This is a genomic window from uncultured Sulfitobacter sp. (assembly GCF_947500075.1).
GTDB lineage: Bacteria > Pseudomonadota > Alphaproteobacteria > Rhodobacterales > Rhodobacteraceae > Sulfitobacter.
Genome location: NZ_CANMQS010000007.1, coordinates 126,053 through 151,681, shown reverse-complemented (window position 1 = coordinate 151,681; position 25,629 = coordinate 126,053). Strand labels below are relative to the sequence as shown.

The 25,629-nt window shown below is 59.0% G+C and carries 20 protein-coding genes; 11 read left to right on the top strand and 9 right to left on the bottom strand.

The window, feature by feature from the left end:
- Positions 1-49: 49 nt before the first annotated feature.
- Together Q1A91_RS19725 and Q1A91_RS19720 are read right to left on the bottom strand one after the other, a co-directional pair.
- Positions 50-928 carry a helix-turn-helix domain-containing protein gene (locus tag Q1A91_RS19725; RefSeq protein WP_299881777.1) on the bottom strand — a complete coding sequence of 293 codons (879 nt, stop codon included), beginning with the start codon at positions 926-928 and terminating at the stop codon, positions 50-52.
- Between the two features lie 89 nt (positions 929-1,017).
- Positions 1,018-2,124, bottom strand: coding sequence for a mandelate racemase/muconate lactonizing enzyme family protein (locus Q1A91_RS19720; RefSeq protein ID WP_299881774.1), 1,107 nt, complete (start codon positions 2,122-2,124; stop codon positions 1,018-1,020).
- Positions 2,125-2,240: 116 nt separating this feature from the next.
- Between Q1A91_RS19720 and Q1A91_RS19715 the strand changes: the two genes are divergently transcribed.
- The 7 genes from Q1A91_RS19715 to Q1A91_RS19685 all read left to right on the top strand — a co-directional run bounded on the left by Q1A91_RS19715 (position 2,241) and on the right by Q1A91_RS19685 (position 10,787).
- Entirely contained in the window at positions 2,241-3,722 is a 1,482-nt protein-coding gene (locus Q1A91_RS19715) for a PLP-dependent aminotransferase family protein (protein WP_299881771.1), read from the top strand.
- A 126-nt stretch (positions 3,723-3,848) separates the two neighbouring features.
- The gene (locus Q1A91_RS19710) at positions 3,849-4,925 is read left to right on the top strand and encodes an extracellular solute-binding protein (protein ID WP_299881768.1); all 1,077 of its coding nucleotides are present in this window, start codon (positions 3,849-3,851) and stop codon (positions 4,923-4,925) included.
- 75 nt (positions 4,926-5,000) lie between these two features.
- Positions 5,001-6,104: an ABC transporter ATP-binding protein gene (locus Q1A91_RS19705; protein ID WP_299881765.1), complete on the top strand. Its 1,104-nt coding sequence runs from the start codon at positions 5,001-5,003 to the stop codon at positions 6,102-6,104.
- 12 nt (positions 6,105-6,116) lie between these two features.
- On the top strand, positions 6,117-6,983 hold the full coding sequence (locus tag Q1A91_RS19700; protein ID WP_299881762.1) for an ABC transporter permease: 867 nt from the start codon (positions 6,117-6,119) through the stop codon (positions 6,981-6,983).
- Positions 6,984-6,997: 14 nt separating this feature from the next.
- On the top strand, positions 6,998-7,858 hold the full coding sequence (locus Q1A91_RS19695) for an ABC transporter permease (RefSeq protein WP_299881758.1): 861 nt from the start codon (positions 6,998-7,000) through the stop codon (positions 7,856-7,858).
- Positions 7,859-7,869: 11 nt separating this feature from the next.
- Positions 7,870-9,495 carry a GMC family oxidoreductase gene (locus tag Q1A91_RS19690; RefSeq protein ID WP_299881755.1) on the top strand — a complete coding sequence of 542 codons (1,626 nt, stop codon included), beginning with the start codon at positions 7,870-7,872 and terminating at the stop codon, positions 9,493-9,495.
- Positions 9,495-10,787: an FAD-binding oxidoreductase gene (locus Q1A91_RS19685; protein ID WP_299881752.1), complete on the top strand. Its 1,293-nt coding sequence runs from the start codon at positions 9,495-9,497 to the stop codon at positions 10,785-10,787. The genes Q1A91_RS19690 and Q1A91_RS19685 overlap by 1 nt, the downstream gene beginning before the upstream one ends.
- Positions 10,788-10,820: 33 nt before the next feature.
- On the opposite strand, the gene phaZ is transcribed toward Q1A91_RS19685, so the two are convergent.
- From phaZ to Q1A91_RS19665, 4 genes are read right to left on the bottom strand one after another with little or no spacing between them, the layout of a single operon-like run.
- Positions 10,821-11,669, bottom strand: coding sequence for a poly(3-hydroxyalkanoate) depolymerase (phaZ, locus tag Q1A91_RS19680; RefSeq protein ID WP_299881749.1), 849 nt, complete (start codon positions 11,667-11,669; stop codon positions 10,821-10,823).
- 34 nt (positions 11,670-11,703) lie between these two features.
- A complete protein-coding gene (locus Q1A91_RS19675; RefSeq protein WP_299881746.1) occupies positions 11,704-13,413 on the bottom strand; it encodes an alpha/beta fold hydrolase in 1,710 nt (569 codons plus the stop codon).
- 17 nt (positions 13,414-13,430) lie between these two features.
- The gene (locus Q1A91_RS19670) at positions 13,431-13,907 is read right to left on the bottom strand and encodes a MaoC family dehydratase (RefSeq protein ID WP_299881743.1); all 477 of its coding nucleotides are present in this window, start codon (positions 13,905-13,907) and stop codon (positions 13,431-13,433) included.
- Between the two features lie 23 nt (positions 13,908-13,930).
- The gene (locus Q1A91_RS19665; protein ID WP_299881740.1) at positions 13,931-15,622 is read right to left on the bottom strand and encodes a long-chain-fatty-acid--CoA ligase; all 1,692 of its coding nucleotides are present in this window, start codon (positions 15,620-15,622) and stop codon (positions 13,931-13,933) included.
- Between the two features lie 154 nt (positions 15,623-15,776).
- Here Q1A91_RS19665 and Q1A91_RS19660 point away from each other — a divergent pair, with 154 nt between their 5' ends.
- Positions 15,777-17,198, top strand: coding sequence for a wax ester/triacylglycerol synthase family O-acyltransferase (locus tag Q1A91_RS19660; protein ID WP_299881737.1), 1,422 nt, complete (start codon positions 15,777-15,779; stop codon positions 17,196-17,198).
- A 155-nt stretch (positions 17,199-17,353) separates the two neighbouring features.
- Positions 17,354-18,127, top strand: coding sequence for a hypothetical protein (locus tag Q1A91_RS19655; protein WP_299881734.1), 774 nt, complete (start codon positions 17,354-17,356; stop codon positions 18,125-18,127).
- 42 nt (positions 18,128-18,169) lie between these two features.
- Here Q1A91_RS19655 and Q1A91_RS19650 read toward each other — a convergent pair whose 3' ends face one another.
- Both Q1A91_RS19650 and Q1A91_RS19645 read right to left on the bottom strand, forming a co-directional pair.
- Entirely contained in the window at positions 18,170-18,595 is a 426-nt protein-coding gene (locus tag Q1A91_RS19650) for a phasin family protein (protein WP_299881731.1), read from the bottom strand.
- A gap of 63 nt (positions 18,596-18,658) precedes the next feature.
- Positions 18,659-19,924 carry a DUF445 family protein gene (locus tag Q1A91_RS19645; protein WP_299881728.1) on the bottom strand — a complete coding sequence of 422 codons (1,266 nt, stop codon included), beginning with the start codon at positions 19,922-19,924 and terminating at the stop codon, positions 18,659-18,661.
- Between the two features lie 330 nt (positions 19,925-20,254).
- Here Q1A91_RS19645 and Q1A91_RS19640 point away from each other — a divergent pair, with 330 nt between their 5' ends.
- Positions 20,255-20,725, top strand: a complete 471-nt coding sequence (locus Q1A91_RS19640) for a phasin family protein (protein ID WP_299881725.1) — start codon at positions 20,255-20,257, stop codon at positions 20,723-20,725.
- Between the two features lie 164 nt (positions 20,726-20,889).
- On the opposite strand, the gene Q1A91_RS19635 is transcribed toward Q1A91_RS19640, so the two are convergent.
- On the bottom strand, positions 20,890-24,087 hold the full coding sequence (locus tag Q1A91_RS19635) for a cytochrome P450 (RefSeq protein WP_299881722.1): 3,198 nt from the start codon (positions 24,085-24,087) through the stop codon (positions 20,890-20,892).
- A 493-nt stretch (positions 24,088-24,580) separates the two neighbouring features.
- On the opposite strand from Q1A91_RS19635, the gene Q1A91_RS19630 reads away from it, so the two are divergent.
- Positions 24,581-25,615 (top strand): glutathione S-transferase C-terminal domain-containing protein, encoded by a 1,035-nt coding sequence (locus Q1A91_RS19630; RefSeq protein ID WP_299881720.1) that lies wholly within the window; start codon positions 24,581-24,583, stop codon positions 25,613-25,615.
- Positions 25,616-25,629: the final 14 nt, after the last annotated feature.

Here is a 25,629-nt window from a genome sequence, read left to right as displayed (position 1 = left end):
GTCGTCTCCAGTGGTGGTTGCCACGCAGAGGTAGAGGACGATGGCCGACCTATGCTTTCCCGTATGTGCTGTTTTCGACCGGCAGATGGATCAACGCGCTCAACGCCCGCCTGCCTGCTGTCGAAGGGGACGCCAGATAGGTTTCAAACATCCAGCCGGGCCGCAGGGTGAGGTCAAACCGGCGAAGGCCCACCCGCACAGCGCGGTTCCATGTCAGGGGCAGGGTGGTCAAAGGGCCGTGGTGCGGAAAGACGGCAAAGCGCCCTTGATCGATCTGGGTCCATCCCTCCGGCCAGTTCAGGGCACGTTTTTCCGAAAGCAGCGCGCCGTAATGCGCGACAGCCTCAGGATCCTCAAACGCCTTTGGGCCCTTGGGGTAGGCAGCGGAGAAACTGCGCTCCGCATCTGCCAGTTCCGCAGCCAGAGTTTGAAAAGAGGCGCTGATCTGGGTCAGGTCCGGGAAGAAACGCCCTTCTGCCATCCCCGGTGCACGGCGCCAGCACAGCCATTGATCCGGCATGTCCACAAAGTCATGGTCCCATGTGAGCGTCTGGCTTTCGATGGGGCGCAGATAGGGGCGTGGGGCGATGCCGCGGGTGCCTTCGGGCAGGCCTTCAGCCCGGAATGTCTTTGGGTTGAGGCCAAAGTGCCCGGAGAAGGCCCGCGTCAGTGCAGCATGCGTTTCAAACCCGCATTCAAGCGCGATGTCCAGAATGCGCTGGTCGGTTTCGGCCAGCAGCAGGGCGGCGCGCTCCAACCGTCGGCTGCGGATGTAGCCCGCGACGGTCTCTCCGGTAGCGGCGGCGAATGTGCGTTGAAAGTGATGCCCTGCCATGCCGCATGCCTGCGCCAGATCGGTGATCGGGTGCGGTGCGCTGAGGTCGCGTTCAATCAGCGCGCAGGCTTGGGCGATGTTCTGTGAAGGCATGGGGGCGACATCTGAAAGGGGTGATCTGCTGATGCAAAGGTAGCGCCCTGTTCAGCAGGTCCACCACCCGGACCCTGAAATGTTGCCGCTCACGTGTCCCAGGTGCTGCTCTGGTGATGGGCATTGGCCAGCCAGTCCGGGTTGACCTCAACACCCCAGCCCGGAGCATCGGTCACGGTTGCCATGCCGTCCGTGATGGCAAACGGATCGTTCACAAAAATCTTGTCCTGCCAGGGATAGTAATCAAGTCCTTCAATCGAGAACTCCAGATACTTGCCTGCGTTCGGGATCGCCCGCAGAAGGTGCATGGTAAAGAGCGTCACCATCGACAGATTGGCGCAATGGGGTGTCACGGGGATGCCTGCGTCCTGCGCCATTCTGGCCACCCGCAGGGTGCGTGAGAGACCGCCAAGGTAGCACACATCCGGCTGCACGATATCGACAATCCGCCGATTGATCATGTCCCGCCAACTGGCCATCATGCAGTCCTGCTCCCCGCCGGTGACGTCAATATCAAGCGCATCCGTGACCTCTTTGGTCTGGTCAAACTCCCAGTAGGGGCAGGGTTCCTCATAATGGGAGATGCCGTTGTCTTGCAGGATATGCCCCACTTCAATGGCGCGCGCAGGGGAATAGCAGGAATTCGCATCGACGAGCAGCGCAATGTCATCGCCCATGGCGCGGCGCATGGTCGGAATGATCTCCTCTGTGCGTCCGGGCCATTCGTCCTGATTACGTCCGACTTCCGCGCCAACGCGGAACTTGAATGCGTCAAAGCCCTTCTCATCGCGCAGGCGCACCAGCCTGTCGGCTTCAGCGGCAGGGGTAATGTCGCGTTTCATGGAGGAGGCATAGGCTCGGAAGGGTCCTGGCGTGCCGCCGATCAGGGCGCAGACCGGCTTGCCTTCGCGTTTGCCGCGCATGTCCCACAGCGCGGTATCAAGGCCACCCATCGCGCGACGCAGGTAAGATCCGGGGAATTTGTGCTCCCGGTCGCGCACAAAATCAAGGATCGCATCGATATCAAAGCAATCCTGACCCAACGCATAAGGAGCCACCTGCCGGTGCAGAACCTGAGCAGTAATATCTGCGTAATAGGGCGCCACCTGCCCCCACCCCTGCGCCCCGTCTTCTGCGGTCACGCGGGTGAAACAGACGAATTCATCCGAGAACGTCTCAATGGATTTGATCTTCATAGCATCCCCCTGACAGCAAATTCCGGTGCCGTGCCAACGTTGACGATACTCCAGATTGGTCCTTTAATAAGGTCCATTATGACGATTGTAGTAGTCCAATATATCCGGGCAGCCCCGTGAAGAAGAAAGCAGGCGCGCTGCTGTCCTCGATCCGGATTGAGCGGGGGTCGGACAAGAAGATATCTGTTCAGCTTTACATGGCCCTGCGGGAGATCATCCTGTCTGGTGGGCTTGGCGCCGGGGACAGACTGCCCGCAAGCCGCACGCTCGCCCGTGAAATCGGCGTGTCGCGCACCACGGTGATTGATGCGGTGGACCGCTTGATTGCCGAGGGGATGCTGGTGTCCAAGGTGGGGGCGGGCACCTTTGTCAGCGACATTCTCGAACACCAGCGACCTGCCGTGCCCCCTGCTACGCAAAGTCAGGGGGCGGTCGCACAGCCCCGGTTGTCGCATACGATCACCCATGCCTCTGCCTCATATGGGCCGCGCAGTTGGCTGCCGCATGAAACCCGCGCCTTTGTGACGGCGCTGCCCGCGCTTGACGCCTTTCCCCGCACCCACTGGGCACGCATTTCCGCGCGCCACCTGCGCGGCGCACCGGATGAAATCATGGGGTATGGCCAGCCGCAGGGGTATCAACGCCTGCGCCAGTCCATTGCCAGCCATCTGCACGCGGTGCGCGGGATCCAGTGTAGACCCGAGCAGATCTTCGTCACCGGCGGCGCACAGCAGGCGTTTTCCCTGATCGGGCGGGTGCTGCTGAATGCAGGCGACCGTGTCTGGTACGAAAACCCCGGCGCGGTCGGCGCGCGCAATGCCTTCGTGGCCTGCGGCGGTGTGCTGACACCTGTCCACGTGGACGATGAGGGCATGAACATCGCTGACGGATTGCAGCAGGCGCCGCACTTTCGGCTGGCGTTCGTGACGCCGTCGCACCAGCAACCTTTGGGCCATGTCATGTCGCTGCCCCGCAGGCTTGAGCTGCTGGAGGCCGCCAGTCAGGCGCAGGCGATCATAGTGGAGGATGACTATGACGGGGAGTTCCATTTTGATGGCCGCCCGCAGCCGCCCCTGAAAAGCATCGATACGCAGGACCGGGTGATCTATGTCGGCACGTTTTCCAAGACGCTCTTCCCGTCGCTTCGGCTGGGCTTCATGCTGGTCCCGGAAAGCCTTGTGTCGGTGTTCGACAGCGTGTTCGCCTCCTGGATCAGCAGCCCGCCGACGTCCACGCAGGCCATTGTCGCGGATTTCATGGAGGAAGGGCAGTTCGCCACACATATTCGCATGATGCGCCGCCTCTATTTGGCGCGGTATCAGGTGTTGATGGAGGCGGCGCAGGCGCTGCCTGACATGGTCCGAGTGCAGGAAACCAGCAGCGGCTTTCACACCATGGCATTCCTCGACAGTCGCATTGACGAACATGCCGTCGTCGCGCAGGCTGAAGCGCAAGGCGTGACGATTGCACCGCTCAGCCGGTATTGCCTTGAACCTGTCCAACAAAAGGGCATCGTCCTTGGATTTGGCAGTGCGGCGCCCGATGACATCTTGTCGGGGATGGAAGTGCTCAGTACGCTGCCTGCATTGAACCTGTGAATGCCAGCCCAAATTGGTCTGGCAACAATTCGGGAATGGATATGCGTTCCAGTCCAATGCTTTCTTAGTGTTGGCGGGTATAGATGGATACATGGCGCGTATGCGCCCAAAACCTGGGAGGAATCTATGAAACGAAACTTCAAGATCACTGGCCTTGTCGCAGCGATGATGCTGACAACGGCCTCCTACGCGCAGGCGGAAACCCTGCGGCTGTTGACCTGGGGCTCTTACGCGCCGGATGAACTGGTGCAGAAGTTCGAAGAACGCTACCCCGACATCACCGTCGAAGTAACGTTTTCCAACAACGAGGAAATGATCGCCAAGCTGCGCGCCACCGGTGGCGCTGGTTTCGATCTGGCCCAGCCAAGCCACGACCGCATCGCGGCGGCGCAGTTGGAGTACGACATCTACAAGCCGCTTGATCTGTCCAAGATCGACACCTCCGTGATGGAAAGCTCCCATCTGGAAGGCGTGAAAGCCAACACCACCATCGACGGTGAAGTCTATGCGGTGCCACACCAGTGGGGCACATCGGGCCTGATGAAGAACAAGGCTGAGGCACCGGATTTTGCCGGTTGGGACGATCTGTGTGATCCGCAATATGCGGGCAAAACCTCCATGCGGCTGAAGCGGACGATCCTGCTGGGCACGGCGTTCTCCATGGGGCATGATCCTTTCGCGGCCTATGATGATCTTGATAAGTATCAGGAAATCCTGGACGAGGTCGCCGATAAGCTGATCGAGTGCAAGGCGAACATCAAAGCCTATTGGCAGGGCGGTGATGACCTGTCCGCGATGATGCTGTCGGGTGAGATTGTCGCGTCAGAGACGTGGGATTCAACCGCGTACAAACTCTTTGCGCAGAACCCTGACATCGTCTTCGTGCCACCAGAGACAGGCGCGCTGGCCTGGATCGACACATTTGCACTGCCGCGCAAAGGCAAGGCGGATGATGCGGCCTACAAGTGGATCAACTTCGTGCTTGAGCCTGAAAACGTCTCCATCATGTCCGGCAGCACCGGAGCGATTGCGGCGGTCAAAGGTGGTCTTGATCTGTTGCCCGAAGACAAGCGCAACGCGGTCACAGCGGCCTTCACGGACGAAGACATCGCCAACCTGAAGTTCTTCGCCAACATCCCTCCGGGTGTGGAAGACATGGAAGGCAAGACGCTGGAGCGTATCAAAGCGGCCACCGGCGGCTAAGCCAAACACCGGGGGCGGCGACCATTCAGGTCCGCCGCCCTTTTTCTGTCCTGACTGCGCCTTTTGGAATTTCGAATGACCGTTACTGACACGCCCGACCTTGAATGCACGGCCGTCTGCAAAGACTTTGGGCAGGTGCGCGCCGTCGACAACGTTTCGTTCCAAATTCCCAAAGGCTCGTTCTTTTCCATCCTCGGGCCGTCTGGCTGCGGCAAGACCACATTGATGCGGATGATTGCCGGGTTTGAGGATCCGTCGTCAGGCGATATCGAGATCAAGGGCAAGTCGGTTCTCAACACCCCGCCGAACAAGCGCAACGTGAAGATGGTGTTCCAGCATCTGGCCCTTTTCCCGATGATGAACGTCTATGAGAACATCGCTTACGGTCTGCGCTGCGTGGGTACGGACAAGGCGACAATCGACCAAAAGGTCAAAGACGTGTTGGAGCGGATTGCCCTGCCGGATGTTGGCAATCGCGAAGTCCATCAGCTGTCTGGCGGCCAGAAGCAGCGGATCGCCATCGCCCGCTGTATGGTGCTGGACCCGGATGTGCTGCTGCTGGATGAGCCTTTGGGCGCGCTGGATCTCAAGCTGCGTGAGGCGATGAAGATCGAACTGAAGCTGCTGCAACACCAGTTCAACACCACCTTCATTTACATCACCCATGACCAGTCAGAGGCGTTGGTGATGTCGGATCACGTGGCGATCATGAACGAGGGCCGGTTTGAGCAGATCGGCAGACCAGAAGAGCTGTACCATGCCCCCAAGACCGCCTTTGTGGCCGGGTTCGTGGGCGATTCAAACCGCTGGTCCGGTAAGGTGAGCGCGGTAGAGGGTGGCAAGGCCAAGGTAACCACCGATGCCGGATTGCAGATGCTCTGCCAGAAACGCGACGGCAGTGACCTGAGCGCGGGGCAGAGTGTGAATATCTACGTCCGACCTGAATTCATCTCTGCCAAACGGGCCGACACGGGTGCAGCAGGGGATCTGAACGCCATCCGGGGCAAGGTTGATTCCGTGCTGTTCAATGGTGCCAACAGCCGCGTTCTGGTACGCGGCCCGTCAGGTGAGTTGATTGAGGCGGATGTGGTTGTCACAGGCTCTGACAGCGATCTGCGCGCAGGGGATGATGTGGCCCTCAGCTGGTCCGACCAGCAAACCATGTGTTTTGCCACGTGACGGGGCCGGGCCATGCAATCTGACATCAAACGGCTGTCGCTGATCCTGCTTTTTGCGCCCTTCGCGCTGTGGATTTTCCTGCTGATCGCGTTGCCGCATATCGGCATGGTGATCCTGTCGCTGCGGGAGAAAGTAGCCCCCCGCGTTTATGAGTTCGGGTTTGGCAACTACATTGATTTCATTCAGGAACCGATCTACTGGAACACACTGCTGCGCACCGGGTCGATGTCCATTCTGGTGACGTTTCTGGCGCTGCTGATTGGCTTTCCGATCGCCTACTACATCGCCAAGATCGCCGGGAACCGCTCCAAAGGGGCGCTGTTTCTGCTGTGCCTGATCCCGCTGTGGGTCAGCGATCTGATCCGCGCGTTTGGCTGGATTCTGCTGCTGCGTGAAACGGGCGTGGCCTCCAGCTTCCTGCTCTGGACCGGAGCGATCAATGAGCCGATTGAGTTTCTGTATAACGACGTCACCGTCGTGGTCGGGCTGGTCTATACGGTGATCCTGTTCATGATCGTGCCGCTTGTCTCAACGCTGGACGGGATGGACGACGCGATGGTGGAGGCGGGGTATAATCTGGGGGGGAGCGGTTTTACCGTGCTGCGGCGGATCATCATCCCTTACGCGATGCCGGGGATCGTGTCGGGCTGCATCGTGGTCTTCATGCTGACAGCGGGCAGTTACCTGACGCCCATTCTGTTGGGGGGCAAGAACTCCAGCTGGTTCACAGAGCAGATCTACGATCAGTTCATCACACGGTTTAACTGGGAATCCGGTGCGGCCTTTGGCTTTCTGCTGCTGGCGTTCACGTCGCTGGTGGTCTGGCTGGGGCTGAAGCTGACCGGGCAGACGCTGGCCAACACCGTGGCGAAAAGCTGAAAGGGGGAGGGCAAATGGCACAATCAAGATCGAACAAGGCCTTTCTTCTGGGATACCGCCTGTACATCCTCGCGTTCTTTGTCTTCCTTGCGGCACCCTTGGTGGCGGCGGGCAGTTTTGCGTTCAATGACAGCCTGTTTCCGTCCCTGCCGTGGCAGGGGTTCACGCTGGATTGGTTCTTTAACGATACCGAGCCGAAGCTGGGCATGTTCCACGACCGCCGCTTGCTGCGGGGGCTGTATTATTCGGCCATCATCGGCGTGATGGTCTCCGCGCTGTCGGTGTTTGTGGGCACGACAAATGCGTTCCTCTTTGTACGGGGCAACTTCCCGGCGAAGAATTTCTTTTACATCATCATGATCCTGCCACTGGTCATCCCCGGCGTGATCCTGGGCATTTCCATCCTCGTCATGGCCAGCAACATCGCCAACGGGATCGAGGACCGGTTCAACTATGAGATCGACTTTCTGCGCCCCGGCATTGTGCTGGTGGTGCTGGGGCAGTTTTCATTCGTGACCACAATCACCTCACTGGTGATCACCGCGCGACTGAAAAAGTTCGACTACACGATGGAGGAAGCAGCGCTGAACCTGGGTGCCAGCCGGATACAGGTGCTGCGCACCGTCACCCTGCCGTTCCTGCGGCCTGCGATGATCGCGGCAGGGATCGTGGCGTTTCTTGTCTCCTTTGAGAATTTCAACACCACGTTGTTCCTTGTCGGATCGGAATCGCCGCTGACCATCACCATGTTTGACCGCATGGCCAAGGTTGGCTCCACCCCGGTGCTGAATGCGGTGTCCTTCTTCCTGATTGTGGGTTCTGGGCTGCTGGCGCTGATCAGCGTTGTGGTCCAGCGCAACGCACCTTCTGACTGAGCGCTACCGGCATGGCGCAGTATGACTTCATCATTGTGGGTGCAGGCTCTGCCGGGTGTGTTCTGGCCAACCGGCTGAGCGCCCGCGGCAAATTCAAAGTGCTGCTGCTGGAAGCGGGCGGCAGTGATCTGAACTTCTGGATCTGGATGCCGATTGGCTATGGCAAGACGTTCTACAAGCGCAGCGTCAACTGGATGTACGAAACTGCGCCGAACCCGGAATTGAACAACCGCACTTCCTATTGGCCACGTGGCAAAGTGATGGGCGGGTCCAGTTCGATCAATGCGATGGTCTACATTCGGGGCCAGCAGGAAGACTTCGACGGCTGGCGTGATCTGGGCAACCCCGGTTGGGGCTGGTCCGACGTGCTGCCGTACTTCAAGAAAGCGGAGACCAATGACCGGGGCGAGGATGCCTATCGCGGCGGGCAGGGGCCCGTCCATGTCGCCACGATGGACCGTTACCTGCACCCGTTGTGTCAGGATTTCATCAAGGCAGGGGAACAGGTCCAGTTCCCGCATAACCCTGATTTCAACGGGGCCACGCAGGAAGGCATAGGCACCTATCAGAACACCGCCAAAGACGGGTTCCGCATGTCCACCGCGCGTGCCTACATCCGGCCCGCGCAGGGGCGCAAGAACCTTCGGGTTGAGAAAAACGCGCTGGCCACGCGCGTGTTGCTGAAAGACGGGCGTGCAGTAGGTGTCGCATACCGCCAGCGGGGGCAGGAGAAGCAGGCCTTTGCGGGTGCTGAGGTGATCCTGTCGTCCGGTGCGGTGAATTCACCGCAGCTCTTGCAACTGTCCGGGATCGGACCCGCAGAGATGCTGCGCGCCAAGGGGGTCGAGGCTGTCCACGACAGCCCCGGCGTCGGGCAGAACCTCCAAGACCACCTGGCGATTGATTTCCTCTATCGTTCCCGCGTGCCGACGCTGAACGATCAGTTGCATTCCTGGCATGGCAAGCTTTGGCAGGGGCTGCGGTATGTGCTGACGCGCGGCGGGCCTTTGTCGCTGGGTGTCAATCAGGGTGGCGGGTTTGTACGCTCCCGACCGGGGCTGGCCCGGCCCAACATGCAGCTGTTTTTCTCGCCCGTCAGCTATACCAAAGCGCCACCGGGCAAGCGGCCCTTGATGAACCCCGACCCGTTCTCGGGTTTCCTGATGGGCGCGCAGCCGATGCACCCCACCAGCCGGGGGCATCTGGCCATCCGGTCCACCGATCCCGCAGAGCCGCCGGAGATCCATCCCAACTACCTGTCAACCGATCTGGACAAGCAGGAGATGCTGGAAGGCTCAAAGCTGATGCGGCAGTTGGCGGCAGCGCCCGCACTCGCAGACCTGATTGAGGATGAGATCCTGCCCGGCGCAGCCGTGCAATCAGATGAAGAGCTGCTGGAAGACATCAGGGAGCGGATCGGCACTGTGTACCATCCCATTGGCACCTGCATGATGGGGCCGGACCCCCAGACGGCGGTGGTTGATGCGCAGTTACGGGTGCATGGTGTGCTGGGGTTGCGTGTGGTGGATGCCTCGATCTTTCCAACCCTGACGTCGGGCAACACCAATGCGCCTGCGATCATGGTGGGGGAAAAGGGCGCTGATATGATTCTTGCGAGCCATGGAGGCGCTGTCTGATGTCGCTTTTTACAACGGACTTCAAAGAGTCCCCCTACTGGTGGGAGGCCGCCCCACCAGAGCCAGCGTCTGAGCAGGACCTGCCGAAACAGGTGGACGTGGCCATCATCGGATCTGGCTACACAGGGCTGCACGCCGCCATTCAGACCGCGCAGGCAGGTCGCACAACCCTTGTGCTGGAAGCCGAAGCAGCAGGGTTCGGGGCCAGTACGCGCAATGGCGGGCAAGTTTCGACCTCAATCAAGGGGTCTTTGCCGGAATTGACCCGGCAGTTCGGCGCGCAACGGGCGGTGGAGATCCTGCGCGAAGGGCAGGCGAGCCTCGACTTCATGAAAGACTTCATTCCCGCCCATAAGATCGACTGCGACTTTCAGGTGGATGGACGGTTTCACGGTGCGCATACGCCCAAGAAATACGACCAGCTTGCGCGCAGCATTGGGGTCAACGCAGCCGTGTTTTCGGATGATGCCTTTATGATCCCGAAGGCCGATCAGGCGACAGAGTTTGATACGGCTGCATATCACGGCGGCATCGTTTACCCGCATCACGCCAGCCTGCATCCGGCCAAGTATCATCGTGGTTTGCTTGGGATTGCGCGACGCCACGGGGCGGAGATTGCGACGCATTGCCGGGTGAAAAGCCTCAATCGTACGGCAAAGGGGTTTGAATTGCAGACCCCAAAGGGGCCGGTGCGTGCTGGCCGGGTGGTGCTTGCCACGAATGGCTACACCGGCCCGCTCAGCCCATGGCAGCAGCGGCGCATCATTCCCATCGGGTCCTACATCATCGCGACGGAGGAGCTGCCATCAGACGTGATGGATCGTCTGATGCCCACCAACCGCATCCTGTCAGATACCCGCAAGCTGGTGTATTATTACCGCCCGTCGCCCGATCGCAAACGCATCCTGTTTGGGGGGCGGGTATCCTTGCGGGAAACCGATCCCCGGCGCACCGGACCCAAGCTGCATGCAGAACTGGTCCGATTGTTCCCGGAGCTGGCCCAAACCCGCATCAGCCACAGCTGGTCTGGTTTCGTGGGCTACACCTTTGATACGCTGATGCACGCAGGCCAGGAGGACGGTCTGTACTACGCGATGGGGTATTGTGGTTCGGGTGTTGGCATGGCCAGCTATCTGGGCATGCGGATCGGGCAACAGGCGTCGGACAACCCCGAAGGGATGACGGCGTTCAACAAGATCCCGTTCCAGACCCGCCCGTTCTACACCGGGAACCCGTGGTTTCTGGCACCGTCCGTGCTGGCCTATCGCATCCGGGACCGGTTCGGCATTTAGCGCCCCTTGGCGGAACGCGGGGGCAAGTTGCCTTTACAGCGTCTCGTCCGACAGGAAATCCTCAACCATTGCGGCTGTCCCCTTAGGATCGGTCACGACAAACAGGTGCCCGTCATCCACCAGTTCCAACCGGGAATTGGGGATCAGATGTGCCAGCATCCTGGCGTTCGCGACATTGATCAGCGGATCATCGGTGCCGGAGACAACCAGCGTTGGCTGCTTCAGCCGCCACAGCCACGGCACAGACGTCCAGCCGGTCATCGCCAGCAGCTGCATCATGTAACCGGCATTGGACGACGGCTTCATGCCTGCCGCATGGGCATTGATCAGCGTATCGTCACGCCGGAAGGCGCCGCCATAAATCTCTGCGGCGATGGAACGCATATAGCCCTTGTCGGTATAGCGCCGGACGTTTGCCATTTTGGACAGCACGTTCGGTTTACCGGGCACCATGGTCCAGCCGGAGGAGGTGGAGACAAGGACCAGCCTGCGGCAGATCTTGGGATACTGCCGCGCAAATTGCTGCGCCAGCCCGCCGCCCCATGACACGCCGGAGACGTCGACCTGATCAATCTCAAGGATCTGCAACAGATGCTTGGACATCCGCGCCAGCGTCGATGGACGGTACGGCAGGCTCGGCATCGGAGAGCCGCCGACACCGGGCACGTCAAACAGGATCGCGCGGCGGTTCTTCAGTTCCTTCAGAAACGGAAAACCCAGTTCAAGGTTTGCACCAATCCCGTTGAACATCAGCAGCGGCGGCAGGGTGTCGTCCCCGTCCTTGATCGCCACGCGGAGCATCTGGCCCCGGACATCGATCATCTCAACCCGGATGCCTTTGGGCAGCTTGAGTTTGGGTTTTTCCATTGTGTCTTCACGCATCAGGTGGTTCTTCCTTTTGACCACAGGTTACCGCTTATGGTTCGAATACATAGGTGCCGGGCGCATCACCCAGGGCCGGGTGTTTCTTGCTGCCCGGCTTCTTGGGTGCCGCGACCAGCTTGTCGGATTTCGTTTTCAGCATCTCGCCCCAGTCCAGCCACCAGCTGCCTTCATGCTTGGTCGCTTTCTCGGCCCAATCCTCTGGGTCGGCCTGTTTTGCATCACCCTTCATGTACCACGCCTTGGGATTGCCCGGTGGGTTCAGCAGGCTTTGCAGGTGGCCGGAATTGGACAGGATGAACGTCGTGTTCTTGCCGTAGAGCCGCGCTGTTTCGTAGACGGCTTTCCAAGGTGTGATGTGGTCTGTGGTGCCTGCGATGACATAGGTGTCATAGTCCACCTTGGTCATGTCGATCTCATGCCCGCCCACAACCATTTCACCGGGATTGAGGAACGGGTTGGTGTAGATCATATCGAGGAAATCACCATGCAGCCCCGCAGGCAGGCGGGTCGTGTCGGCATTCCAGTACAGAACGTCAAACGCCGGTGGCGCATTGCCCATCAGGTAGTTGTTCACCCAGTAGTTCCAGATCAGATCGTTGGGCCGCATCCAGGCGAACATCTTTGCCATGTCCTGCCCGTCCAACACACCCCGGCTGGACGAGGCCAGCTTGGCCGCCTGCACCGTCGCAGGAGTGACCAAAGCCGCCATGTCACTGTCGGTGGAGGCCATGGTGTCGAGCACGCAGACCGCCAGAATGACCGAGTTGATCTTGTGCGACATGTCCTGCGCGGCCAGCCAGCCCGCATAGGTCGACAGGGTGATCCCGCCCGAACAAGACCCCATGATGTTGACTGAATCCGAGCCTGTTATCTCCAGCGCGGCGTCGCAGGCCTCGTCCAGCGCTTCGATATAGGTGGTCATGTCCCAATCGCGATGCTCTGCCGTTGGGTTGCGCCAGCTGATGCAATAGGGCTGGATGCCCTGCGCCAGCAGGAATTCGATCATGCTTTTGCCCGGCGCCATGTCGATGGAATAGTATTTGTTGATCTGTGGCGGCACCACCAGCAGGGGGCGCTTGTGCACCTTGTCGGTGTTGGCCGTGTAGTGGACCAGCTCAATCACCTCATTGCGGAACACCACCTTGCCCGGCGTGATGGCAAGGTTTTCGCCCACCTTGAACTTGGACGTATCAACAGAAGCGGGCAGCCCGCCGTTCTCTGTCAGATCCGTCAGCATGTTCTTGAGGCCGGAGACAGCGCTTTTGCCACCTGTTTCAAACAGTTGCTTCATTGCGGCCGGGTTGGCGAAGAAATTGTTGGAGGGTGACATCGTATCAATGAAAATCGACGTCACCAGCCGCGCACGTGCGGCGTCCTTGTCCGGCAGGTCCAGTTCTTCGACCGTCTCTGCCAGTTTCTCTGCCCAAGCCAGATAGCTTTGCATGATCCCTTTGGAGAAAACGTTGTTGTTCCAGCCGCTGTCGGCAAACCGCCTGTCCTTGCGGTCCGGGGCGATTTCTGAGGACTGGGTGACAACCTTGGTCAGGTCAGAGGTCAGCGACATCCATTGGTTCATCATCGCCTGCGGCTGGGAGGCCATGGCGCGCATCAGGGTGGTGCCAGCGCTGAACATGTCTTCAGCGCGCAGGCTGACCAATGGGTTCAGTGCCAGTGTGTTTTCCGCTGCGTTTTCCGCGATGTCGCGGGCGTTCTTGGAAATCTTGGATTTATCGTCGCTCATACCCTGTACCCTCTCTGTCAAACTACGGCGTCTGGTCCGGGGACCAGCATTGCCAGACTTTCGGCAATCAGGGCGGGTTTGTCCGCCCCGTCAATTTCGATCGTGTTTTCGGTCATCATCAGGAACTGGCCATTGCTCTTGCGCTCGAACCCGCTGAGCTTGGAATGCAGGCGGATCTTCGCGCCCACCGGAACGGGCGCCAGAAAACGCACCTTGTCCAATCCATAATTCAGCGCCGCTGCGGTGCCCTGTGGCACCACGCCGATCTCCATCGCCATGGCCGACAGCATCGACAGCGTCAGATAGCCGTGGGCAACCGGCCCGCCAAAGGGGCTTTCCTTTTTGGCCCGCTCCACGTCGATGTGGATCCATTGATTGTCGCCCGTGCAATTGGCGAATTCGTTAACCGCTTCCTGTGTCACAACCTGCCAGGAGGATGTGCCCAGAGCCTCACCCACCATGGTGCCCATCTTCGCAAATGTCAGATCACTCATATTTTTGTCTTTCCTGTGGGAGCTTAAGCGCTCATTTCCTTGATGGCAGCATCGCGCAATTCACGGCGCAGGATCTTGCCGACATTGGTCTTTGGCATCTCATCGACAAACCGGATGTGACGCGGTTTCTTGTAGCCCGTGAGTTCCCGCATGCAGAACGCGCGGACATCCTTTTCTGTCAGGTTCGGGTCGGATTTGGTGATGAACAGCATAACCGCCTCCCCGCTGCTGCGGTCCGGGACACCCACGCAGGCGGCTTCGTCCACGCCATCACATCCCACGGCAACCGCTTCGATCTCATTGGGGTACACATTGAAACCGGAAACAAGGATCATGTCCTTCTTGCGGTCCACGATCTTGGTAAATCCTCTTTCATCCATGATGCCGATGTCGCCGGATTTGAAATACCCGTCGGGTGTCATCACCTCTGCCGTGGCATCAGGACGTTGCCAGTATCCGGCCATCACCTGCGGGCCGCGAATGGCGATCTCTCCCCGCTCGCCTTGAGGCACGTCATTGCCGTCATCATCGAGAATGCGGATATCCACGTTTGGCATCGGCAGGCCGATGGTGCCAGAGTAGGCATCGGTATCGGTCGGGTTGCAGGTGATGCCGGATGAGGTTTCAGACAGGCCATACCCTTCGCAGATCGGACAGCCGGTAATCTCCAGCCACTTCCTGGCCACGGCTTCCTGAACGGCCATGCCGCCGCCATTGGCGATGCGTAACTGGTCAAAGTCCAGCTTGGCGAAATCGGCATGGTTGGTCAGCCCATTGAACAATGTATTCACGCCCGGAAAGACGTGAAATCTGTACTTGCCGATTTCCTTGATCGTTGCCGCCATGTCACGCGGATTGGGGATCAGGATGTTCACCCCGCCCGACCGCATCGACAAGAGCGAGCAGGTGATGAAGGCAAAGACGTGATAGAGCGGCAGCGCGCAGATGAAGGTCAACTGCCCTTCGATGGGGCGGCGGTTCAGTCCCGGTTTCATCCACGCCTCTGAAGACAGCAGGTTCGCAATCACCGTGCGGTGCAGCAACACCGCCCCCTTGGACAGCCCCGTGGTCCCACCGGTGTATTGCAGCACCGCCACGTCGTCGGCCGTCACCGCCGGCTTGGTCATCTTCATGCCCGCGCCCATGGTCAGTACGCGACCCAGCCGGATATGCCCCGGCAGCTGGAAAGGGGGGATCGCCTTTCGGACCCGGCGCAGCACGAAATTCGTGACCAATCCCTTGGGAAAACCCAGCAGATCGCCAACACCTGTTACCACGGTATGTTCGATAGGGGTATTGTCGATCACCTTGTCGAGGGTTTCGGCAAAGTTTTCGATGATGAAGATCGCCCTGGCCCCGGAATCGCTGAGCTGATGTTCCAATTCGCGTGGGGTATAAAGCGGGTTCACATTCACCGCCACAAAGCCTGCGCGCAGGATACCGGCCAACACGACAGGGTATTGCAGCACATTGGGCATCATGATCGCCACCCGGTCCCCCTGCTGAAGCCCGAGGCTTTGCAGATAGGCTCCTACAGCGCGCGACTTGCGGTCCAGCTCGCCATAGGTCAACGCCTTGTCCATAAGGATATAGGCATTGTCGTTGGTGTATTTGGAGAAGCTCTCCTCCAGCAGATCAACGAGCGAGCCATATTGGCCAATATCAACCTCTGCGGGCACGCCGTCAGGGTAGTGTTTGGTCCAGTTTCTGTCCATTACGTCCTCCCAGCGTATCGCTTGTCGCCTCTTTAAACGGGCAGATCTGAGCAACACTGAGGCGCTAAAACCGCGCCCCTTGACCTACGTTACAGAGTTTCGTCAACTGATCAAGCAAGCGCGCAGCGTCAACTTTTAGGGAAGAGTTCCGGTTATGAAGCAGCTAAGTGGGATTGATGCGACGTTTCTGTACATGGAAACAGACCAGACACCGATGCATGTGGCGGGGCTCACGCTGTATGATCTGCCCAAGGGCTTTAAGGGGTCGTTCCACAAGCACTTTACCGACTTCTTCAAGGGGCGCGTGCACCTTATTCCGATCTTCGGCATGAAGTTGGCCAAGGCCATGTGGCAGGTGGATCACCCCGGCTGGGTCGATGCCGGTGAGCTTGATTTCGACTACCATATTCAAAGCGCCAAACTGCCCAAGCCGGGCAACCGCAAGCAACTTGAAGACATGGTCGCGGCCTTGCATGCAGAGCGGTTGGACCGGAAAAAGCCGCTGTGGCAGTTCACGGTGATCGAGGGGCTCGAAGGGCGACAAGCCGCGCTTTACTCCAAGGTGCACCATGCGGCGGTGGATGGTGGTGCGGGCATGGTGATCACCAAAGCCCTGTACGATGTAACCGACCAACCCCGTGAGGTAGATCCGCCTGAACCCAAGAAACCCACCCGCAAGCCCAGCGATCTGGAACGCGCGATCCTGGGGATCAGTGATGTGGCCGCCAACATGGCGCGCCAGCAACTGACGATGATGGAGAACATCCCCAAGATGCTGGGGCAGGTCTCTGACATGGTGGCACCCGTGTTGGCGGGCAAAGTCGGCATTCCGCAGCTTCTGGCACCCCGCACGCCTTTCAACGTCACGGTCGAAGCCAAGCGCAGCTATGGCGCGCGGTCCATTTCGCTGAAAGAGGTGAAGGCGATTGGCAAGGCGACCGGTACCAAGCTGAATGATGTGGTGATGGCGATCACCAGCGGCGCCGTGCGGCGTTACCTGACAAAGCGACAAGCGTTGCCCGATGCCGCGCTGGTGGCGTTTGTGCCGATTTCGATGCGTGAAGTCGGCAATTCGGACATCAACAACCAGGTCTTCGGGATGAATGTGCCCATTGCCACGAATTACGGTGACCCGCTGAAACGTCTCAAGAAGATCTCTCAGGAATCCGGAACCTCAAAGACCCTTGCGGGCAGCGTGAAAGACGCCGCCCCCAAGGATTTCACGCTGATTGGGGCGCCAACGCTTCTGCCGGGGTTGATGCAGCTCTACGGTGCGACGAAATTGACCGAACATATCCCGCAAGTCGTCAACATGTGCATTTCCAACACCCAAGGCCCGCCATTCCCGCTCTATTGCGCTGGGGCAAAGGTCACGGCCCTCTATCCGGTGTCGATTGCCACCCACGGTGTGGGGCTGAACGTGACGGTGCAAAGCTACCTCGACCACCTCGATTTCGGCATCACAGCGGATCACAAAGCCATGCCCGACGCGGATGTCTTTGTGGATATGATCGTCGATGCGTTTGAGGAACTGAAGCACGCAGTTGAAAAGGCGGAAGCCGCAAAGAGCGCCTGAACCAAGCGCCCGACCGGCTATTTTGCAGATGCAGCACTGTCAATTTTGCTTGCGCAGCATTGTCAGGGTGACCTTACGGATTTGTTGACAGACTTGTTTTAAGCCCTCTCTATGTTGGGACCGAGGCAGAATGTCGCAACAAAAAGGATGCTAAAGTGGTCGAAACAACTGCAATTGCGCCAAGAAAATCGCTCCTCCTGTTGGAAGGGCGCGCCATTCCTGAGCTTTTCGGTTTTGCCGCCGCATTGCCAACCCTGACGGCGCTTGTGCCGCGTGGGGATGGGCAACCGGTGTTGATCCTGCCGGGTCTGACGGCAGGTGACAGTTCGACCGTTTCCATGCGCCGTTTTCTGAAAACCAAGGGCTATCCGACCTATGGCTGGAAGATGGGCCTGAACTTCGGACCGCGTCCCGGTGTGGAACAGGGGCTGATTGATCTGGTCGAAAGTCTTGCCGACAAATACGACCGCAAGGTCAGCATTGTCGGATGGAGCCTTGGCGGCATCTATGCGCGCCAACTCGGCAAGATGATGCCCAAACTGGTGCGGCAGGTGATCTCAATGGGCAGCCCTTTCGGCGGCAGCCCGCGCGCGACAAATGCCTGGCGGGTGTATGAAATGGCCAGCGGTCAAAGCTCCCATGATGGGGAGCGGCATATGGGCGGTGCGATCTCGGCGCCCGCTCCGGTGCCGTCTACGGCGATCTACAGCAAGACTGACGGCATCTGTGCCTGGCAGAACTGCATTGAGGTGCAGTCTGACATCGCGGAAAACATCGAAGTGCGCGGCAGCCACTGTGGATTGGGTCACCACCCGGCAGCGGTCTATGCGGTTGCAGACCGTCTGGCGCAGCCTGAAGGGGCGTGGAAGCCGTTTGACCGCTCTGGGGTCAAAGGCATGATCTTCCCAAAACCCGAATACCCGGCGTAAAAGGTGCGCTGACACCGGCAATCCGTTGTCAGCATCAAGCCCTCAGCTTTTGTCTTTGCCCGAAAGCTCTGCCACGCTTTCCATGACGCGATCTTTGATCACCTCGAACGTGTCCATGTTGCCCTGACGGACAATCTCAGCCATCTCCGTGGTGGTTTGAAGCGTTGTATCAAAGGTCTTCTTCGCCAGTTCCATCGGGTTCGCCATCATTTCAGAGGCATCCGCACCAGCGGTCATGTTCTGAACGCCGTCGGAGATTTCTGCCAGTGTCTTTTCCAGCGCCTCGCGTTGCTTGGCCATCAGCGACTGCGCGCTGCCAGAGCTGACCTGCGCGGCGGCCTGCAACGCTTGCAGGTTCTTGCGGTGAAAATCCATCATGTCATTCATGTCCGGACCCGGAATGCTCAGGGATTTTCCAAAGTCCTGAAACATATCCATAAAGGGGTTCTTGCTGCTATCGTCTGCCACGTCGTCTCTCCTTGCTGCGTCGCCCGGATGATCCGGTGATGTATGCTAGAGGCTTGGACGGCTCTATGACAAGAGCAGTCTTTCAATGGCATAGAGCGTGACCCCCACGCAGCCTCCGATGATCATGCCGTTGAACCGGATGTATTGCAGATCGCGCCCCACGTTCACTTCGATCAACTGCAAAAGCTGTTGCATGTCCCAGGCTTTCACCTGCTCGGAGATATAGGTCGAGATGCCGCCCCGCTGTTCCTCCACCAGATTGGAGATGACGATCACCATGCCGTTGTTGATGTCCCGGCGCAGATCAGGTTCATCCGCAAGGCCGGTGCCGATTTCAACCAGCATATCCGTCAGGCGCGCCACCAGCAGGCTATCGTCAGAATGCACATCCTTCAGAATATAGTCGCGCAGCCCGTCCCACATGTTCTCTGCCGCGTCGGCAAGTTCGGGCCGGGACAGGATCACTTGCTTCATCTGCTCAACCTGTTTGGCAAAGCCCTTGGTGCGGCGTGTGCGGTTGATGTAGGAAATCAGGAAATGCTCGAACTCAAGCCGCAGGGGATGATCCTTGTCGTCCTTGATCTCATCCAGCAACTCCGTCGCGGCGCGCACGATGCGGGCCAACACCACGGAATCCGCCCCGATGATGTTGAACAACACCGGCAGTTCGCGCTTCACCTTGGTGCGGATGATCTCAAGCGTGTCCTCATTGTTCAGAAACCGGTGCAGGGCGCGTATCAGATCATCCAGCAGTTTCTGATGGCGGCCCTTCTTGGTGAAGGTCTGTAGAACGTTGCCCAGCAGCGGGGCGATGTCTGTCTTGGCAATCTGGCCGGTCACGCGCTGGCTGGCAAATTGCACGAGGCCTTTTTCATCGACCGCGTGCAACAACTGCGGCACGAACTTCACCACAAAGGCAGCAAGGCTTTGCGATTGCGACCGCACGGCGAGCCAGTTTGAGAACTCTCCCGCGAAATCGACTTCCTTCAGTTTGCCTTCAACGGCATCTCGCGCCAGGAAGTTGGTATCAATGAACCGGCCAAGATTGTCTGCGATGCGCGGCTGGTTGTTGGGAATGATCGCAGTATGCGGGAAAGGCAGGTTCATGGGGCGCTTGAACAGGGCCACAACCGCGTACCAGTCCGCAATGCCGCCAATGGTTGCCGCTTCTGCGAAGGCGGCCACAACGCCAAACGCAGGGTAATGATGTTCCAGCAGTTTCGCGATCACCATCACCACGAAGCAAATGAACAGCACCAGTGTGGCGAGCATCTTGACCCGGTTGAGCTGTCTGAGCTTTTCAATGTCCTGAATGTCTAAGCTGCGCATGCGCTGTCCCGATCCGTGTTGACATCACCGAGGCCTATCATGGATTGGAGGGGGTCTCAACATGCTGCATTGCAGCATTAAGGTGAGTCGCAGGAGGCGGTTTGATGGTGTTGTTGGCTGGCTATCGAAGCAGTTCTCGAATTTACCAGATATGCGTTGTTTATATAAGCATCTGAAATATATGAAATATAGCAAATTTTACGTAATCTGACGCCGCGTCACTTCAGAAAAATGTTGCACTGCAGCATTGGAGATTCCATATACCTCTCATCCCGGGTTGGAAATCAAACGGGACCCACCCATGGCTTAATCGAAGAATGGAGAAATCAAATGACCAAGAAGACAGAAACAACCGCAAAGACCGCAGCTTCCAAAGCAAAAGCGGACGATAACAAAATCACTGACCGCGTTGCAGAAGGCGCACGTGAGTTCGTGATGCGCTCCACGTCCACCGCGAAAGAGCGTGCAGACGGCGTGTACGAGACAACACAGAAATACAACGCAGAGCTGGAAAACATGCTGGTGAAAGCCGCCAAAGGCTACACCAACATCCTCGGCAACATCGCCGAAGCCGCTTTTGTAAACGTGAACCGTGGCATCAACGCCGCCGAGAAACTGGCTGCCAGTAAGTCGCTGTCCGAAGCCATGCAGGTTCAGAATGAATACGTGCGTGAGCAGTCCACATGTTCCCTGAACAACGCCCGCGCCGCAGCTGAATATGTGCGTGAAGTAGTTGCAGAAGGCAGCGAAAACATGCGCGAAACAGCGACCAAAATGTGGAAATCCGACAAAGCTGCATAAGCTTTGCCACATACTACACTCTGGAAAAGGCCCACTCTCGCGGTGGGTCTTTTTTGTTTGAGGTGCCGCCGCCACGGGGGGCGGCGGGATGAGGGTTTTCCACCCTCATACTCCCGAGGTTTTTTGAACCATTTGGAAGAGGGATTGCAGGGCTGACCGGTGATCTACATCGACACCCAGACATCAAGGTTATAACGCCCTTCGTCTGACATCTGGTCCAACCAGGTATTGGCAGCTTCAGCGCCCACATCCTTCTCCTCGGAATAGATCAGCGACAGGGCGCGGCGCACATCCGGCTCCATCCGGCTGCCGTCCCCACAGACATAGATGCGCGCGCCCTGTTCGATCAGCGCCCAGACCCTGTCCCGCTGTTCCCGGATCAGATCCTGCACATAGGTTTTCTTCTTCTCCTGTCGGGAGAAGGCTGTGTGCAATTCCGCAATGCCGTCTTTGGCGCATCCCTCCAACTCGTCGCGATAGATATAGTCCTGGTCAGGGTGGCGGCAGCCGAAGAACAACAGGGCGGGACCCAGGTCCTTGCCCTGCGCTTTGAGGGCCGCCCGCTCTTTCAGGAACCCCCGGAAGGGCGCGATGCCGGTGCCGGGCCCGATCATGATCACCGGTGTCGCGGGATCATCGGGCAGCCGGAAGCCGTCGCTTGTATCCCGAACGGCCACGTCAATACTGCCGCCCACAGGCGTCTGGGCCAGATGGTTTGAACACACGCCCTTGAAGTTGCCCCGCCCGGAAATCGCTGGATCATCGACAACGCCGACCGTGATGGAGCATTGGCTTGCGTCATCCAGCGGCGAGGATGAGATCGAGTAGTACCGCGGTGTCAGCATTGGCATCAGTTCAAGGAAGACCCCAAATGGCAACTCGCAGGCTTCGAAATCTTCCAGGATATCCAGAACAGACAGGCGTTTTTGCTGGACCTTGGCCTTGTAGTCGTCCTCGGCCAGCGCCTTGAGTTTTGGACCGGAATGCGGACATTCGGTATAGCGGACCAACGTCGCCACGTCCCGGCGGGAGGCGACCGATTGCAGCTCCAGCATCTGTGCCAGAAGCCGGTGCACGGACAGGGGCTTGTCGACCGGCAATTGGCTGTGATCATCCGCGCTGGACTGGATGCGGATCTGGGCGTCGGCGGAAAAGCCGAACCGTTTCAGCACGCGTTCGACAAGCGCGTTGCCATTAACAGGCACCACGCTGAGGTGATCACCGGTGCGATAGGTCATGCCATCTGGCAATGCCACCTCGATGTGCCGCGTCGACCGGCCCGATGCCGCGGTATTCTGCAATTCGCGGTTGGTCAGGACGGTTGTTGGCGCTGCCCCGGCCTGCTGCGTGACGGGATTGCTGTCAAGCGCGCTGAGCCGTTCCACCTGATAGAGCGGTGGCGCTTCGCCTGCATCCGCGAGGTCGAGCGAGAAGGTCTCAGCCAGTGCTGGCCAGACGCTCTTGGCCCAGGCATCAAACTGTTCATCAATGTCGTCGCGCGCATCGCCTTCCGCGCGGGGGGTGAAGCGCGTACCGCCCAACCGCTCCAGCGCGTCGTCGATCTGCCGTGGCGTGGCTTGAAAGGTTGCCGCCCAATCGCTGTGGCCACAGCCGAAGACGCCATACTGCACCCCCGTCGCCGCGCCGGGTTCGGCGGTTTCGAGCCATTTCACGAACTTCACGGCATTGTCCGGCGGCGCGCCGTTGTAGGACGCACAAGCGATCAAAACCGCACCAGTGGTGGGCAGCTTGCCTGCATAGCTGTCCATGTCGGACATGGTCACGTCAAAGCCGTTGGCTTCCGCAGCGCGGGACAGGTCGCGGGCATAATCCTCCGTCGTGCCAAGGTTGGAGCCATAGAGCACCAGCGCGGGTGTGCCGTGTCCGGGGCGGTTTGCCGTGTCGTTCAGGCCGCCCGCAGCACCTTCGGCTTCGGGCGCGGAGCCGGGCACCAGATTGGAGCGTTGGATGTCCTTGCGCAGCCGCACCTTCATCCGCAGGCCATCCGGTTTGATCGAGAGGCTCTCCTTCAGCTTGAACTGCCATTTCTCGTGATCAATCAGTTCAAAGCGTTGCAGGATCATGCCAATGACCAGCACCGCCTCCTGCATGGCGAATTGGCGCCCGATACAGGCGCGCTGGCCGTTGCCGAAGGGTTTGTAGGCGTTCACGGGACGCGAAGCGACCGCATCGCGGTGGAAGTTGTCGGGATTGAAATCCTCGGCGTTTTCCCCCCAGACGGTCTTGTCCCGGTGCAGCATCAGGGACAGCACCGTGGTGAAGGTCCGCTCCTTGAGCTTGTATTTCCCGCCGATGATTTCGTCCTTGTAGGGATAGACGGAGAAGGCCGGCGCCGTGGGCCAGAGGCGCAGCGCCTCCAGCAGGATCTGGTTGACGTAGGTGAGCTGATTGACCTGCTTGAGCGTCGGCTGCACTGACACATCGCGACCCATCACCTGATCCACCTCCGCATAGGCTTTTTCCAGCACATCCGGGTGGTTCATCAGGAAATGGAGCGTGAAGGACATCAGGCCTGATGTCGTCTCATGGCCCGCAATAAGGAAGGTGTTGATCTGAAAGCGGATATTCTCATCCGAGAGGCTTTCGCCCGTGACCTTGTCCACCCCGTCGAGCATGTAGTTCAGCAGATCCTTCTCCGCCCGCGCGCCGCTGCGCCCGCGCCGTTCTGCGATGATGTCATCGACGAGCTTGTTCATGTAGCCCACGTCTTTTTCCATCGCGGCGAGACGTTTCTTGAGCAACTGCTGCTCGAACGGCAGGCCCCGCTGCATCATGCAGGTTTCCAGCGTGTTGGTCAGCGCGTCGATGAAAGGGTGATAATCTTGCCGGTAGAAGGAGTTGAACCGGTAGTTGAAGCCACAAATGCCGATGGTATCGAGCGCGACAGCGGTCATATCGTGCACGATGTCGATGTCATCATCGCTGTTCAGCCGTTCCCATTTGAGACAAAGCTGCCCGGCCACGTCCAGCATCATCGGGAAATAGTTGCTCATCGCCTGACGGGAAAAGGTGGGCAGCAGGATGTTGTGTGCCTTGCCCCAGTTTTCTTCCTGGGTGTCGCCCGTGAACAGACCGTCGCCGCCAATCGCCCGGACCCGGCGCAGCGATCCGCGCACGGCTTTGTCAAACCGGCTTTCGTCGCAAAGCTCTTCCACATATTCATGGCCTGAGGCGACCACCAACGGGGTGCCCATCATGTCCATCCGGAAGATCGGCCCCAACTCGCGGGTGAGCTGCATCAGGCTTTGAAGGGGCTGATCCTTGTCGACGGACAATATGTTCCCCACAACAGGTTTCTTGTCGGGCATCGGGATGCGTTCAAGTTTGACCTGCTCTGACATTGGGGATCTCCTCTACATTCCCGCGACAATAGACGTTCAGTCGACAAGGAAACGGTGTGCTGAGTCAACCAACATGCGCCAGACCGGGCAAAGGGATGGAGGCCGCCCAGTGCGCCGACGTGTGGATTTTCGGTGACCACCGGCCTCACGGACCGGAGGCCGGACATGATGTGTCATCGGTTCAATCCAGCGTTACAGGAGCAGTTTTTCCAGCTTATTATCTTGTTTCCGCCATCGGATGGCGTGCATCTGGGGGGTGAGCGCAGCGCCCAGATGATCAGGTGACGCGCGGAAGTTGGCGATCACGCTGCGCGCTCGAACCGTCATCGTGCAATGGTGTTGCTTCCGTGACGTCAGCGCGTTCGCGGTTGGGGCCGGACCCTCTCCACCGCCGCATTTGTCCTTCAATGGCTGGAATAATGCAGGCGTGGCGGGCAGTGTGTGTCAGGGCAGGCGCAGGCGAAACGCGCCCCCTTCAGAGCAGGAGAGGCGTGTGACTGAGAAATCCGTCGAGGAATCCCAGAAAGACATCGCTGCGCGCCGCGCGCGGGGTGAATTTGTGCGCGGTGTCAGCGGTTTTCGGTCCATCCTTGGCAAAGACCCGGACTTTCCGGCCGAACCGGATCGCTATCACCTTTTTGTCGCCCTCAATTGCCCGTGGTGCCACCGCGTCACCCTTGCCCGGAGCATGCTGGGATTGCAGGACAGCGTCACAATGGATGTGGCCTTCCCCAGCCGCACCACCGAAGAGGATCCGATTGCGCCGAACCGGTGGGAGTTCAATCCGGCCCGCATCGCATCGTTGACCCGCGCCCCCCTGCCGGAATGCACTGATGAGACAGGCACCGGACAGAACCTGCGTCTGGTCAAGCAGATCTATGATCTTGAGGGGTCTGATGAGGCGTCCGTACCGGTCTTGTATGACAAGAAAACCAAGCGGATCGTGACCAATGAAAGCGCTGAGATCGTTCGCATGCTCGATGCGCAGGCAGAGGGTCTGGAGCGTTCTCTTGAAGGCAAGGATCGCCCCCGTTTGTACCCTGCCGGCGCGGAACATGAGGCGCTGCGCAAAGACATCGATGAATTGAACGAATTGATCTATGTCGGGATCAACAACGGTGCCTACAAAGCAGGTTTTTCATCTGACCAGTCCGTCTATGAAGCGGCGTTTGCATTGTATTTTGATACGCTCGAAACGCTGGAGGCACGGCTGGCCGCAGATGGACGCCTGTTCCTGACCGGCTCAACGTTTACCGAAGCCGACCTGCGGCTTTTCCCAACGCTCTATCGACATGACCCGGTGTATTATCTGCGTATGAAACTGAACGGGGCGCGGATTTTGGACTATCCGAACCTGTGGCGCTGGCTCTGCCGCGTCTATGCCTTGCCGGGCGTGGCAGAGAGCAACGCTCTGGTCCATTGCCGTCAGGGGTATTTCGGGCGGTCCTGGAACAATGTGATCCCGCTCGGCCCGCGTTACCCGATGAGCTATCCGGAGGCCTATCTGCATCCAGAGCTGGCGCGGTAGGCTGTTTGGCAGCA